The organism is Saccharibacillus sp. O23 (genome assembly GCF_002205895.1).
In the GTDB taxonomy this organism is placed as follows: domain Bacteria; phylum Bacillota; class Bacilli; order Paenibacillales; family Paenibacillaceae; genus Saccharibacillus.
Map to the genome: position 1 here is coordinate 73,051 of NZ_NJDE01000003.1, position 13,900 is coordinate 86,950.

General features: G+C 60.3%; 11 protein-coding genes. 4 read left to right on the forward strand and 7 right to left on the reverse strand.

All coding sequences use genetic code 11. The features are described from left to right. Positions 1–120 precede the first annotated feature (120 nt). The 5 genes from CDO73_RS27115 to CDO73_RS04405 all read right to left on the reverse strand — a co-directional run bounded on the left by CDO73_RS27115 (position 121) and on the right by CDO73_RS04405 (position 6,196). On the reverse strand, positions 121–1,551 hold the full coding sequence (locus CDO73_RS27115) for an MFS transporter (RefSeq protein WP_256972561.1): 1,431 nt from the start codon (positions 1,549–1,551) through the stop codon (positions 121–123). Positions 1,552–1,693: 142 nt separating this feature from the next. After that, a complete protein-coding gene (locus tag CDO73_RS04390; RefSeq protein ID WP_088487291.1) occupies positions 1,694–2,863 on the reverse strand; it encodes a winged helix-turn-helix domain-containing protein in 1,170 nt (389 codons plus the stop codon). A 301-nt stretch (positions 2,864–3,164) separates the two neighbouring features. After that, the gene (locus tag CDO73_RS04395; RefSeq protein WP_088487292.1) at positions 3,165–3,992 is read right to left on the reverse strand and encodes a carbohydrate ABC transporter permease; all 828 of its coding nucleotides are present in this window, start codon (positions 3,990–3,992) and stop codon (positions 3,165–3,167) included. After that, positions 3,992–4,858 carry a carbohydrate ABC transporter permease gene (locus CDO73_RS04400; protein WP_088487293.1) on the reverse strand — a complete coding sequence of 289 codons (867 nt, stop codon included), beginning with the start codon at positions 4,856–4,858 and terminating at the stop codon, positions 3,992–3,994. The genes CDO73_RS04395 and CDO73_RS04400 overlap by 1 nt, the downstream gene beginning before the upstream one ends. Positions 4,859–4,957: 99 nt before the next feature. Further along, a complete protein-coding gene (locus CDO73_RS04405; protein WP_088487294.1) occupies positions 4,958–6,196 on the reverse strand; it encodes an ABC transporter substrate-binding protein in 1,239 nt (412 codons plus the stop codon). A gap of 399 nt (positions 6,197–6,595) precedes the next feature. Here CDO73_RS04405 and CDO73_RS04415 point away from each other — a divergent pair, with 399 nt between their 5' ends. Beyond that, complete coding sequence (locus CDO73_RS04415; protein WP_088487296.1) at positions 6,596–7,402, forward strand: alpha/beta fold hydrolase; 807 nt, start codon at positions 6,596–6,598, stop codon at positions 7,400–7,402. Positions 7,403–7,522: 120 nt separating this feature from the next. On the opposite strand, the gene CDO73_RS04420 is transcribed toward CDO73_RS04415, so the two are convergent. Further along, positions 7,523–8,485 carry a 1,4-dihydroxy-2-naphthoate polyprenyltransferase gene (locus CDO73_RS04420; protein WP_088487297.1) on the reverse strand — a complete coding sequence of 321 codons (963 nt, stop codon included), beginning with the start codon at positions 8,483–8,485 and terminating at the stop codon, positions 7,523–7,525. A 219-nt stretch (positions 8,486–8,704) separates the two neighbouring features. Here CDO73_RS04420 and CDO73_RS04425 point away from each other — a divergent pair, with 219 nt between their 5' ends. Both CDO73_RS04425 and CDO73_RS27420 read left to right on the forward strand, forming a co-directional pair. Then, positions 8,705–10,069 (forward strand): TrkH family potassium uptake protein, encoded by a 1,365-nt coding sequence (locus CDO73_RS04425; RefSeq protein WP_088487298.1) that lies wholly within the window; start codon positions 8,705–8,707, stop codon positions 10,067–10,069. Positions 10,070–10,716: 647 nt separating this feature from the next. Beyond that, positions 10,717–11,421, forward strand: a complete 705-nt coding sequence (locus tag CDO73_RS27420) for an HNH endonuclease (protein ID WP_373446969.1) — start codon at positions 10,717–10,719, stop codon at positions 11,419–11,421. A 128-nt stretch (positions 11,422–11,549) separates the two neighbouring features. Here the strand turns inward: CDO73_RS27420 and CDO73_RS04435 are convergent, their stop codons facing one another. Beyond that, positions 11,550–13,097: a sensor histidine kinase gene (locus CDO73_RS04435; RefSeq protein ID WP_179218564.1), complete on the reverse strand. Its 1,548-nt coding sequence runs from the start codon at positions 13,095–13,097 to the stop codon at positions 11,550–11,552. A gap of 547 nt (positions 13,098–13,644) precedes the next feature. Here CDO73_RS04435 and CDO73_RS04440 point away from each other — a divergent pair. Continuing rightward, entirely contained in the window at positions 13,645–13,821 is a 177-nt protein-coding gene (locus tag CDO73_RS04440) for a CsbD family protein (protein ID WP_088487301.1), read from the forward strand. Positions 13,822–13,900: the final 79 nt, after the last annotated feature.

Here is a 13,900-nt window from a genome sequence, read left to right on the forward strand (position 1 = left end):
AAAAAGTTGTAACCATCCTTACAGTTTAATGACAAAAACCCCTTTTCTCCCGAAAAGGGGCAAAAACCGTACCGAAAAAGCACGTACGTTCGCTTGTCGGCCCAATCTTCCTTCTTGATGTCACAACGTTCGCGAAGATCGCGAACGCCGCAGAAGAAGCGGAGCGAGCAGTCCCAACGCCAAGACGAGCGAACCGACCGACGCGAAGATCGGACTCGGTCCGTAGTTCTGCACCAACAGCCCGCCCAGAGGAGGCGCGGCGATCATCACGGCGCTGTGCAGCGTGGTCTGGATGCCGAAGACGCGGCCGGTCATGTCGGCCGGCGTCTCCGACTGGAGCGCGTAATTGAACGTGACCATGAACAAGCCGTTCCCCGCGCCGAGCAGCAGGCCGGCGGCGAGCAGCGCGACTTTCGGCGTCTCGGGCGGCAGCAGCCCGAGAAGCGCGATCGACAAGCCGAGCAGCGCGTAGCTTGCGCCGAGCTTGACGGACAGCTTTGCGCCGCGCAGCCGCGCAAAGCGCATATTGGCCGCGGCCGTGCCTGCGGCCGCCGCGCCCGACGAAGCGAGCAGCCAGCCGAGCGCGCCTTCGTCGCTCGGCGCCAGAACGCGCATCAAGCTGACGAATTGGAAGTCGATCATCTGGATGATCAGGATGCCGAAGAAAGCGAACAGCATCAGGGCGCGCAGCGTCGGCGTGCCCCGGACGAAGGCCCAGCCTTCGCGCAGCGCGGCGGACGCGCGCGGTCTGCCGCCGCTTCGCGGCGCGTCGTCGGCCGCCCGTAGCCGACGGGCGGCCCCGCTCTTCGCGGACGAAGCTTCGCCGTCCGCGCAAGCCGCCGGAGCCGCCGGCGCAGGACCGGGCGCACCGGCCCGGTCCGCCTTGCCCGCCGCAACCGCATCGGCTTCGGCAGCGGCAGCGGCCTGCTTCGGCATCGTCCGCAGGATGCCGAACGATACCAGTCTTGCGGCCGCATTGACCGCAAGGCACGCCTGCGGCGACACCAGCGCGAGCAGCGCCGCGCCCAGAAGCGGGCCGGCCACGCGCGACAGCTGGCCGACCAACCCGTTCAGCGAGGAAGCGTCGAGCAGCCTCTCCTCGCGCACGACCCGGCGCGTGAGCGCCTGCTGGGCCGGCACGTTGAACGTGCCCAGCGCGGCGCGCAGCGCCAGAATCGGCAGCAGCCAGCCGATCGAAGGCGCGAACAGGATCAAGACGGTCGCCAGCGCCGTCAGCAGATCGCAGATCCTCATCAGCTTCAGTCGATCGAAACGATCGGCGGCCGCCCCTGCCACGGTGCCCAGCAGAATGCCGGGCACCGCCATGCAGATCGGCACCAGCGCGATCTCCGTCGCGCTCGCCTGCCAGCGGTATCCGATCAGCACTTGAATCGCGATGGCGTCGAACCAATCGCCGAAGACCGCGATGCTGTAAGCGGCGAAAGTCCGCCCGAAGACCGGATGCCGGAGCAGCCACGTTCGCCCTCTTTCGGCAGACGCCTTCGGTCTCGGCTTCGCCCGCATGTCCGAACTTGCGGATTGTTCTCTCATGTTCCTTCTCCCTCTCCCGCGTTCGAACGGAATGTCCGCCGAACGCCGCTTGATCCTTCGTCTTGCACGGAATCAGCATAAACGGGAAATGTCAGAGGTTTATCAGAGGAACAAAGACCGGCTCGCCCGCCGGCCGACCGCGTCAAGCGTCGCGCCGCGAGTTCTCCAATCCGTCCAGATGATCGCCGATCACGGCCGCGAGCTTCGCATGGAGCGCGGAAAGCCCGAACCTCTCCGCATTTTCTTTCAGTTCGGCCGAATACCGGCGCGTCACGGCATGGTCCGGAAGCCGCTTCCGAAGCGCCGAGCAGATTCGCTGCAGCGCCAGCAGACGATGCGACGCGAAGCCCGAACGCTCGAAGATCGCGAGACCTTCGCGCAGATCTTCTTCGCCGATCGCGCCGCCGCTTTCCAGCAGCAGACGCGTCCCTTCCAGCATACGATAGCTCGCCAACTCCCGCAGGTAAGGCTCCGTCCGCAGAAGCTCCGCGATCCGCTTCGATTGTTCCGCGGCCGACGTGCGATCTCCCGCCAGCAAGCTGACGTACAGTCCTGCGGTCTCCAGCGCGATCACGAATCCGTCCATCCCCCGCTCGGCCGCCGTCCGCCGTCCGAATGCCAATGTCGCTTTCGCTTCCTCGATCCGTCCTTCGGCCGCATAGAGATCGGCGATATTCAGCATGCGCATCTCCAACTGCTGCTCTTCCCGCATCGCGTCCAGCTTCAAGGCGCGTTCGCAGATCGCCGCCTTCGGCTCCGGCGTATCGGCGAAGATGTAGAACAGCAGCAGCCAATAGAAACGTTCGCGCATCGGTACATCTTCCGTTTCGAGGAACCATCGCAGATCGCTCTGCATGAATCGCAGATACGACCGATAGAACGAATCCACCTCGAATCCCAGTTCGCGCTGCTGCCCGGCGAGCGCGAACATCGCGCGTCCTTCGCCCAACCGATGGTAACGCTCGAATACGCCGTTCATCGCCGCCTGCACGTCGGGATCGCGCAGCGAAGCGCCGAACGGTTCGGCTTCGGGCGGCAGCGCCAAACTGTAACCTACGCCCCTCACCGTCTCGATGGCCGGCCCGCCGACTTCTTTCAATTTCCGTCGCAGCCGGTAGACATGATCGTCCACCGTTCGATCTACCGGATATTCGCCCGCCCAGACGCGGTCGAGCAGTTGATCGCGGCTAAACACGCGGTTCGCGTTATCGTACAGATAGCGCAGCAGCGCGTATTCTTTGGCGAGCAGCACGGCGGAACGGCTGCCGCATTCCAGCGTCAGGCGCTCGTCGTCCAACTTCATCTTCGTCATCGAGGGTCTCCTTCCCGGACGCGGGAGACGATTTCCGTTGTTCCCGCGTCTTTTCGTCTCGTCGGCCGCCTCCGCTGCCCGCCGGGCGGATCTTCGCCGAGAAGGCGAAGAACCGATCCGGCAAACCGCCCTCTCGGATGCTCGGCCTGCATGCCGTTATTATACCGCACGTTCGAACGCGCGCCAGAACCGCAGGCGCGCGTCGCGAAAACGCCCGAACCGCGCAGCGCAAAGGCTTCGCGGTTCGGGCGTTTTTGTTCGGACGGGAAGAAAATCGGCTTTGAACGTTTCGCTTTTTTCTTTATTTCACCGCTCCCTGCGTGACGCCGTTGATGATCCATTTCTGCGCGAACAGATAGATGACGATCATCGGCAGCATCGCCAACAGGTACGACGCGAACGCCAAGTTGAATTCCGTGTTGAACTGGCCTTGGAACACGTACTGCACGAGCGGCAGCGTATACTGCGTCTGCTTGCTGATGACGACCAGCGGAAGCAGGAAATCGTTGTACGTGGACAAGCAGATCAGAATGCCCACGGTGGCGTTGATCGGAGCCATCAGCGGGAAGATGATCCGGGCGAACGTGCCGAACGTGCCGGTGCCGTCCACCGTCGCCGCTTCTTCGAGGTCGATCGGGATGGAGCGGATATAGCCGACGTAGATGAATACGTTAAAAGCCAGGCCGTAGACCGTATGAAGAATGATCAAACCGAGCAGATTCGTCATGTGCAGCGAAGCCGTCAGTTTGACGATCGGCAGCATGATGATCGGGAACGGAATGAACATGGCGCTGATGAAGTAGAAGTACAGCCCTTTGAAAAACCTGCTGCGTCCCATGTTCCGGGCCACCGCGTAAGCGACGAGCGAGTTGCTCAAGATGGTCAGCACCACGGTCGATACGGTAACGATCGCGCTGTTGCCGAGCGCTTGAAAGAAGTTCGTCATTTCGATCGCCCGCGCGAAATTCTCGAACCGGAGATTCGTCGGCAGGCCGAAGATCGAATCGAGCATATCGCTTTGGTTCTTGAGCGCGATGGTGACGGCCATATACAGCGGGAACAAAATGAAGATCGTCCCGAGCGCGATCAGGATCATCGCGATCCAGTTGGTGCGTTTGCGGCTGTTCATCACATATCCGTCTCCCTTCTCTGCAAGTATCGGATCTGCACGATCGAGATGACCGCGATGACGATGAAGTAGATGACCGAGTTCGCCGATTGATACGCGAATTCGCCGCCTTCGAAGCCGCCCGTATAGATCAGGTGCGAGATCGACTGCGTGGCGCGGCCCGGTCCGCCGTTGGTCAGCGCGACGATCAAGTCGAAGACCATCAGCGCGTTTTTCATCGCCAGCACCATATTGATGGTGAAGAAAGGCGCGATCAGCGGGAAGGTGATCTTCCAGAATTCCTGCCATTTGTTCGCGCCGTCCAGCCCCGAAGCTTCATAGAGCTGCGTCGGAATGGTCTGAAGTCCTGACAGATACAAGATCGTATTCAGCGCGATGCCCTGCCAGACCGCGACGAACACGACGCCGAGCCAAGCGAGCCCTTGACTGCCGAGCAGATTGGTGGACAGCGCCTCGAGACCGAGATTCTGTCCCCAGACGGTGAATACGTTGGAGAACAAATAATTGAATATGTAACCGACAATCAGAACGCTCAGGATGTTCGGCAGGAAATACACGCCCCGGAAAAAGTTCCGGGCTTTGATGTTGGCGTTCAATCCCATCGCGATCAACAGACTGAGCACGTTGATGACGATCGTGACCACCACGGCGAACTTGAACGTAAACCAGTACGCGTTGCCGACGTTGTCGTCTTGGAACAAATAATAATAGTTTTTGAAGCCGACGAAATCGTAGCTTTCGGCGAATCCGTTCCAGTTGGTGAAGGAATAGAATACGCCCTGAAGTGCCGGAAACGTATGGAAAACGAAAAACAGCAGCAGGGCGGGCACGGTCATCCAATAAAAGGCCGCTCTTCTTTTTACCATAGGGTGCTCCTTCTTAACTCGGCGCGCTCGCTGGAGGAAGAAGCGGCGCGCAAGGCGCTCGCGCGCCGAGTTACGTTTTTTTATTCAGAGGGTCGAGCTTCAAGAACGCCGGTTCGCGACTTTGGTCCACTCGCTGTCGAGACGCTTCAAGAAGGCGTCGACGTCTCCGTCCTGCAGGAACCCTTGCACCATCGAATTGAGCTGAACGGCGGCCGGGATGTAATGGTCGGCGAAGTCGACCAAACGGCCGGATTCGAAGTACGGCTGAAGTTCGGCGACGGCCGGATCGTTCTGGTCCACACCTTCGACCGCGGCAAACGCGGTCTGTTCTTTGATATACTGCGCGATATTCTCGTCTTGCAGCAGGAACTCGATGAATCTCAGCGATTCCGCGCGGTGCTCGGTACTCTCGGACACGGCAAGCAGCGTATCGACGCCCGATACGAGCTTATTGGCTTCGGCGTCGTCGACGGTCGGCGTAGCGAAAAAGCCGAGGTCGATATTCGCGTTGGCTTTGCGGATCTCCGGAATCGCCCAACTGCCTTGAATGTACATGGCGGCTTCGCCGTTCGCGAACGCGCGGTTGCCGTCGGCGTAAGTGCGGCCGAAGTTGTCGTTCGTACCGAACGGCAGCACGGCCAGCGCTTTCTCGGCGACCTCGCGCATGACGGGATCTTCGAACGTGACTTTGTCGTCCCGACGTTCCAAGAAGAAGTCGATGCCCGCGATATTCGGCGCGAGCGCGTTGAACAGCAGATTGGATGTCCAATCGTCTTTGTAAGTCAGATAGAACGGGGTGATGCCGGCGTCTTTCAGCTTTTGCGCGGTCTCCATCAGCTCGCTCCACGTCTTCGGCACTTCGAGGTTCTGCTGTTCGAAAATCTTGCGGTTATACATAATGCCGTCGGCATTGGCCGCGTAAGGAATGCCGGTGATCTCTTTGCTTCCCGTCAGGTCGGTCAGCATCTGCACGTAACGCGGATTGATACGGTCGAGCGCCGGCTCTCCCGTCAGATCGGCGAAGATGCCGCTTTGCCCCAATACCGAATACGTGTCGGTCGCGCCCATGCCGATCACGTCCGGCACGTCTTCTTTGACGACCCGCGTCATGAGCACCGTCTCGGCGTCCGGCGGATTGGTCTGGGTCACCGCGATATCCGGATTTTCTTCGTTGAACTTGGCGATCAGCCGGTCGAACGAATCTTTGGCTTCCGGTTTATTCTGGAAAAACTCGATATGTACTTTGCCGTCCGCCGACTGCCCGCCGCCGCAGGCGGTGAGCATCAGCAGCACGCCCAGCAGGCACGCCGTTCCCAGCAGTCTGCTCCATTTTGCCATGTGATGCGCCTCCTCGCAGTCTGATGTCGAGAAATTCCGATCGGAACTTCTCGGCGTCCGGCATCCGCCGGCCGCCTATCCGGTTAAACAATACCCTTCAAGCACGCGCCGCGAATCTTGTCGATAAAGCGTTTTCGGTCAAGGGATGCCCGAAAACGCGCAGCGGCCGCGCGGAACGCAAAATCGTTTTTTTTCGCCGCTTCGGCGATTCGAAGCGAATTTCCGGGTAATAACTACACGTTCGGCCGAGCGCCTTCGCCGCGGGCCCTCCCCCCGGCCCGGCGGCGCGGCACGGCTTTTTACCGATTGCTCCGTTCTTGCTTATGTTCGCAGCATCCTTGAACGGCCCGGCACGAGACGCGCAACCAACACGAGACACACGACTAAGGAGACGATCGCATGGGAAAATACGTTGAAGTCGAATCGGGAGTCAATCTGTACGTGGAAGACGTCGGTCAAGGACGGCCGGTGATCTTCCTGCACGGTTGGCCGCTCGATTCCCGGATGTTCGAATACCAATATATGCGCCTTCCGGCGCGAGGATACCGCTGCATCGGTATCGATGCCCGAGGCTTCGGCAAATCCGACGCTCCGTGGGAAGGTTACGATTACGACCGTTACGCCGACGACGTGCGCGCCGTGATCGACGCCCTGAAGCTCGAAGACGCCGTGCTGGTCGGATTCTCGATGGGCGGCGCTACGGCTGTCCGTTATGCGGCCCGCCATCAAGGCCACGGCATCTCGAAGCTGCTGCTGATCGGCGCGGCCGCTCCGAGCTTCACGGTCCGCGACGGCGTGCCGGACGCGATGAAGCCCGAAGAAGTGGACGAACAGATCATTCAACCGACGCTCGAAGACCGGCCGAAAATGATCACGTCGTTCGGCAAGAAGCTGACGCACAAGACTCCGAGCGTCTCGTCGTTCGCTTGGGTCGAGATGGTCGCTTTCCAAGCGTCCGCGGTCGGCACGCTGCGCGCCGCCGAGATGCTGCGCGACGGCGACCTGCGCGACGATCTGGCCCGCATCACCGTGCCTACGGCCATTTTCCACGGCGAGAAAGACAAGATCTGCCCGTACGGTCTGGCTCAAGCCATGAACGCCGGCATCGCGACTTCGCATGTGGTGACGTTCGAGCACAGCGGACATGCGGTGATGATGGACGAACCCGAAAAGTTCAACGACGAACTGGCCGCCTTTTTGACGTAAACGGCCGAGCCGCTTTCATCCGAACATCCATACAAAAAACCGCCTCGGCCGTTTGACGGCAGGCGGTTTTCGGCATTTCGGGCAGACGAAGCGATCTTGGGCGCGGCTAAGCGAATTCCGTCAGCCGAACCCGATCGCGAGTCCGGCAGCGACGGCGATCACGAACGCCCGCACGCCGGTGAGCAGAACGAAATTTTTGACCGCCAGCACGAAGGTCCGGCGCTTCGAAGGGTCCGACGTAAACGCGCGAATATTCCGGCGAAGAGGAATCAGCGTCGCCAGAATCGGCAGAAGCAGCAGCGGATTCACGCCGAGCCACAAGAGCACGAACACGTCGAGATACGACGCGTAATAGACGAACGCGAACAGCTTGAGCGCTCCGGGCCTGCCGATATAGACAGGAAGCGTATACCGGCTGTTCTCCACGTCTTCTTCCATATCGCATACGTTGTTGGCCAACATGATATTCGCGATGCTCGCGACGGCGGGAAGCGAGATCAGCAGCACCAGCAGCGTCTCCCGCGCGTTCAAATGAAGTTCGAACCAGCCGTCGGCATAAACGAGCGTCGCGATTTGCTCGGGTCCCGCCTGAATGTAGACCGAGACGAACGTGATGACGAATCCCATGAACAAGCCCGAGAACAATTCCCCGAGAGGCATCCGCGAGATCGGAATCGGTCCGAACGAATACAAGATGCCGACTCCGAACGAGAGAAATCCCAGCAGCAGCACGATCGCTCCCGCTTGTCCGACCAACAGGAGGCCCGCGGCGACGGCCGTCGCGAACAGCAGGACGATCGTCGATACGACGACCCATTCTTTGAGCCCGTGTTTGACGATCGCGTTATGTTCTTCGTAACCGTACCCGTGCGTGCGGACGGCTTTGCGGTAATCGTAGTAATTGTTCATCGCGGTCACCACCAGATCGAAAGACAGCAGCGAGAGCAGCATCAGCAGCGCGCTCAGCGGGCGGAACTCGCCGAAGCGCAGCAGCGCGTAAGCCGTTCCGAGCGCGAAAGGCAGCATGCTGGCGACTTTGGTGCGAATCTCGACGAGATCCAGAAAACTTCGAAACGTGAGCATTCCTTCTCCTTTCCCGGTACGCCGCGAAGCCGGAACGCCTCCCGCGGACGACGCGACCGTTTGTGCAGATCTTCAAATTTTAGCACGGATGCTGTTAGCCGTCATCGAACGCGGCCGAATCGGAGCAAGGGTTCCTTTCCTTTACTTTACAGAGCGCCGGTAATACAATGAATCGGAAATCCCGTTTGTATCCTACACTTAACGCGAGGACTATCCCGTATGTTCAAACCTATTCGAAGCCGCAACCCGCTGCTCAGGCTTAATCCGCCGCAAGTGCTGGCCGTAGGCTTTCTGATTATGATTCTGGCCGGAGCCGGCCTTCTCTGTTTGCCCGCCGCTTCGTCTTCGGGACGAGCGATGCCTTTTATGGACGCGCTGTTCATGGCCGCTTCCGCGACCTGCGTGACCGGCTTGTCCGTGCTGAATCCCGGCGTCGACCTGACGACTTACGGACAACTGGTATTGATCGCGCTGGTCCAGATCGGCGGACTGGGCTTCATGACGGTCGCCACGCTGATCGCGCTGGTGTTTCGCCGCCGGATCTCGTTTCGCGAACGGCTGATCCTGCAAGAAACGATGAGCCAGCATTCGACGGAAGGCATTATCCGGCTGGTCCGCAAAGTGGTGCTCTACGCCATCGTGATCGAATCGGTCGGCGCGCTGCTGCTGTTCGTCCGATTCTCTTTCGAGATGCCTCTGGGACAAGCCGCCTACTTCGGCGCTTTCCACAGCCTCTCCATTTTCAATAACGCGGGATTCGACTTGTTCGGAGCCATTCAGGGCCGCGCCAGCAGCCTGATTCATTACGTGGATGACCCGTTCGTCAATCTGATCGCCATGCCCATGATTCTGCTCGGCGGCATCGGTTTTATCGTCATTGCCGACTTGCTGGATTATCCGCGCAAACGCAAACTGTCTCTGCACAGCAAGGTCGTCTTGTTCATGACCGCCGTCTTGGTCGTGGTCGGCGCGGTCGTGATCTTCGTTTTCGAGTACACGAATCCGGCGACGCTGCGCCCGCTCGACCTGTCGGGCAAGACTTTCGCTTCGCTGTTCCAGTCGATCACGTCGCGTTCCGCGGGCATGTCCACGCTCGACGTAGGCGCGATGCGCCAAGCGACGCAGTTCTTTATGGTCATCATGATGTTTATCGGCGCGGCTCCGGGTTCGGCGGGCGGCGGCATCAAGGTCACGACGTTCGCGATCTTGATCGGAGCGATGATCTCGATGATCCGCGGACGGCAGGACATCGTGTTTTTCCGCTACCGCATCGCGCAGGACCGCGTATATAAAGCGATCACGTTCTCTTTGCTGTCGTTTCTGCTGATCGTCGTGTCGGCCATGATCTTGTCCGCCACGGAAAATTATTCGTTTCTGGGCATCTTGTTCGAGACGACGTCCGCTTACGCGACGGCCGGCATCTCGATGGGCTTGACGACGCATCTGACGCCGTTCGGCCAATTCATGATTACCCTGCTGATGTTTATCGGACGTCTGGGCCCGGTCACGCTCGCGTTCACCCTGACTCCGAGAATGGATAACGAACCGTTCCGTTATCCGGAAGGCAAAGTCACGATCGGGTAAACGGCAGCCGACGGCCGGGCAGACCGCCGATTCTGCCGGATACCTTTATGCATGTTGAGGAAGGAGGACCGCCAATGGGACGCAAACGAAGCAATCGCAAGAAGGATCAGACCCTCCAGAACCTCGAACCCGCCATCCCGGCGGAACCGCAAACGGCGGCGCAAGAACCGGAAAGCCGCACCGACGACGGCGGCCGCAAACCGCGGACCGCGGAAAGCGGACCGGAGCCGGACAGAACGCCGGACTCCGAATCGCCGCCCGCGAATGCCGTCCGCAAACGCAAACGACGGCGGCGCAAGAAAACGACGGACTCGCCGTCTTCTCTCCCGCTCGCGCCCGAAGACTCGGTAAGCGCGGCCCGCGCGCAGAAGGAAGAGACTCCGGAGAGCCGCTCCCCCGAAGCGGCGGAGCGGGGCGGCCAGCGTTCCGAACCGAACGGATCGCCGGCGGGCGGCGCCGGCCGCAAACGCAAACGGCGGCGCAAGAAGCGTTCCGCTTCCGGAGCAAGCCCGGCCCCGGCGGCCGCGCGGCCGGAGATCGAAGCCGAACGGCCTCGGCCGGAGCCGGGGCGACCGGCGGCATCTGACGCCGCAAGCGCCGAACAGACGGCCGCGGACGACGAAACGCAGGCGGGCTGCAAGGTCTGCTTGTATTGCGGCGAGAGCAAGCCGCTCGGAGACTTTCTCCGCCGGACCGGCAAGAGGTCCGGCGGCGGTTCGCGGCGCGGCGCCTGCCGCGATTGCCGCAAGCGCCGACAGGCGGCGGCTCTGGAATCGGAAGCCGAAGAGAATGCGGCTTCCGATCCGCTTCCGCCGTCGGCGGCGGCACGGCCGGCAATCGAATTACCGGACGCAAACGCGGTGCCGGAACCCGTTCCCAAACGGCGGATTCGTCGCCCGATGCCCGAACCGCCGGCGGACGCGCGGCTCGAACCGACCCGGGAAGGCGAATTGCGCCCGACGCGGCAGGGGACGATCCGCATGCGGGGACGTACCGATAAGGGACGCCGCTGGCAGCAGGAAACGGACCTGGAAATGGCGCGCTGTCTGGTCCGCGAACATGCCGCGGTCGTGGTGAACCGGTTTACGATTCGCCGGCTCTATACGAATCGCTCTTTCCGGCGCTACATTCTGGAGCGGGACCATTATACCTGCCATTTCTGCGGCGAATACGGCGATACCATCGACCATCTTCTGCCGCGAGCGAAAGGCGGCCATACGACGCCGCTGAACTGCGTCTGCGCCTGCATGCTCTGCAATCAGAATAAGGCGGACCGCGATCTGGACGAATTCATGGAAGATGCCGAATCGCTCGAAGATTTTTGCGCGGACGGCGGCAGTCCGGTCTCTTGACAACTTCCGCGGACGCTTTCGGGAACATCACGGATTCAAAAAAAGGACCTTTCGCGATTGTCTGCCGCCATTCGGCGCAAACGCGGGAAAGGTCCTTTTTTCGTTAGCGAAAGCAAGCGGAAGCCGCCTCAAGACCGACGCTCTCGCGCTATCGGCCGTCCTTGGCAGGCGGACGCCAGCACTTCGTACATCTCGCTCTGCCGCACCGGCTTCGTCAGCGAAGCGAACGAGGAATGCGGCCCGGCTTCCGCTTCGCTGTCGTGCACGAGCGGCAGCAGCAGAATCGACGGCACGTCCGGAAGAGGCGGCAGCCCGGGCAGGAGCAGCGCTTCGCGTTCGATCTCCCATTCGCTCAGCACCAGATCGAACGGGCCTTCGCGCGCCAAGGCGAGCGCCGCTTCCGCTCCGCCGGAAGCTTCGCGTACTTCCATCCCCATGCGCCGCGCCAAGCGCGACAGCGTTTCGCGGGTTCCGCCGCCGCCTGCCGCCAGCAGCAAACGGCGGCCGCTCAGCGCCCCTGCGCGCGGCGAGCTTTCCCCGTACGCGCCCTGCTCGATCTCCAGCGGCAGCACGAACGTCATCCGGGTTCCTTGCCCTTTGTTTCCCTGCGCCCAGATCTTGCCTCCCATCAGGTCGACCAATCGCTTGCTGATCGACAAGCCCAGACCCGTGCCGCCGTAATCGCCTTCTTCCGGCCGATGGACTTGGGCATAATCTTGAAATAAACGTTCGATCCCCGTTTGCGAGATGCCGATGCCCGTATCGCATACGCAAAATTCGATCCATGCCCGATCGCCGGCGTCGCCTTCGATCTGCCGCGCCGTAACGCGAACCTCGCCGACCGTCGTAAACTTGATCGCGTTGCTGAGCAGATTGCCCAATATCTGACGGATCTTGCGCACGTCTCCGATCAGCATCGGCACCGTATCGAGATCGAGGTCCAGCGTCAGCTCGAGTTCGGGGCGCTGAGCCGCTTTGGCCGCGAATTGATACGCCGTGTCTTCCAACGCTCCCGCCAAATCCATCGGCGCAAGCTCGAGCTTCATCTGGCGGGCTTCCAACTTGCCGTAATCGAGAATGCTGCTCACGAGTTCCAGCAAAGATTTCTGGCTGTCCTCGATGATCTGCAAATAATGGTCCTGTTCTTCCGTCAGCCCGCTTTCTCTCAAAAGCTGCGACATCGCGACGATCCCGTTCATCGGCGTACGGATCTCGTGGCCCATAACCGCAAGCAGTTCGCCGGTACGCCGCGCCTCGCGCTCGGCGTGTTCCCGGCCGCGCTGCAGCTCGCTCTCCCTTTTTAGCGCCGCGCTTTTCTGTTCGGATTCGGCCAGACGCGCCGCGACCGAAGCCGCGCGCTTCAGCGAAGCTTCTTCGTCATCGCCGAAAGTCGCGCTCGCGCGCAGCGCGCCGACGATGCCTCGCTCGCCGTCGCAAGCGAACGGAAGCGGCACGGTCAGGCAGTAAACGTCTTTCGGGTAAATCAACGGCTGTCCCGCCCGTACGCCTTCCCGCTCCCGTCCCCAGACAAGCATCGTACGCATCCCGTTATCCGTCTGCTTGGCTACGAACAAAGTCTCGGCATCCGTCATGCCGGCAGCCAGCTCGAACAGATCTTCCGAAGCCGCGGCCAAAGCCGGAGACGGGCACAGATCCGTTTGCATCGAATATTTCATCTTGCGTTCACCCACTTTCACAAGGAATGTCGGAACGAACATCATGAATGCATCTATCGGCAATTCGGTTGCCTCTCTTAGACGACATCTCGCGATAAGAAAAGGGAATTCCCGGGCTTAAGAAGTGATCGGCCTTCGAACGGCGATTAGGAAGAGGAAAAGGAACGACGGCGAAAAGGGCCGCTCGTATGTAAGATTCGGAAGAAGGATCGACGACGCAAGCCGATCAGGCAGGCGGCTGCCTTCTCGCGCCACCGAAGCAGGAGCAAAGAAAAACGGCAGCTTTTCGCTGGAGGAGTGTCGGATCAAAGAAGTTTGCGAATTTCGGAAACGGATCGATTTGAAATCATTATACCACTAAACCGGGGGGGCCCGTCCAACCCAAACCGCAAATAACGATTCCATTTCTGACATTTTCCTTGTCTTTTTCGTAAGTGAAACGATTCGAAGGCGTGATGTTTTTGTCGTTTAACTAACAAAGGTAAAGGGTAAATAAGAACGAGAACGTTTATGAAGTCATCCTCTAGACAAAAAGGAGATGTTCAACATGACGAACAACGGATTGGGCGATAAAGTGAAAGCAGGAGTCAACAAAGCCAAAGGCGAAATCAAGGATCAAATCGGCAATGCCAAGAACGATCCGGGTCTGCAAGCCGAAGGCAAAGCGGACAAAGCCAAAGGCGCCGTTCAAGACAAAATCGGCGATATGAAAAATAAACACTAAACAGCCTTAACGCTGCAAGATGCTCCCGCTTTCCGGCGGTTCATCCCCCGATTACGGGTTACTTCCATCGAGCGAACGT

Bases quoted from the DNA above. Each gene is read 5' to 3' on its own strand.
- CDO73_RS04420 (WP_088487297.1), bottom strand. From the start codon at position 8,485: ATGCTCACGTTTCGAAGTTTTCTGGATCTCGTCGAGATTCGCACCAAA.
- CDO73_RS04390 (WP_088487291.1), bottom strand. From the start codon at position 2,863: ATGACGAAGATGAAGTTGGACGACGAGCGCCTGACGCTGGAATGCGGC.
- CDO73_RS04400 (WP_088487293.1), bottom strand. From the start codon at position 4,858: ATGGTAAAAAGAAGAGCGGCCTTTTATTGGATGACCGTGCCCGCCCTG.
- CDO73_RS04435 (WP_179218564.1), bottom strand. From the start codon at position 13,097: ATGAAATATTCGATGCAAACGGATCTGTGCCCGTCTCCGGCTTTGGCC.
- CDO73_RS27115 (WP_256972561.1), bottom strand. From the start codon at position 1,551: ATGAGAGAACAATCCGCAAGTTCGGACATGCGGGCGAAGCCGAGACCG.
- CDO73_RS04405 (WP_088487294.1), bottom strand. From the start codon at position 6,196: ATGGCAAAATGGAGCAGACTGCTGGGAACGGCGTGCCTGCTGGGCGTG.
- CDO73_RS04415 (WP_088487296.1), top strand. From the start codon at position 6,596: ATGGGAAAATACGTTGAAGTCGAATCGGGAGTCAATCTGTACGTGGAA.
- CDO73_RS04440 (WP_088487301.1), top strand. From the start codon at position 13,645: ATGACGAACAACGGATTGGGCGATAAAGTGAAAGCAGGAGTCAACAAA.
- CDO73_RS04425 (WP_088487298.1), top strand. From the start codon at position 8,705: ATGTTCAAACCTATTCGAAGCCGCAACCCGCTGCTCAGGCTTAATCCG.
- CDO73_RS04395 (WP_088487292.1), bottom strand. From the start codon at position 3,992: ATGAACAGCCGCAAACGCACCAACTGGATCGCGATGATCCTGATCGCG.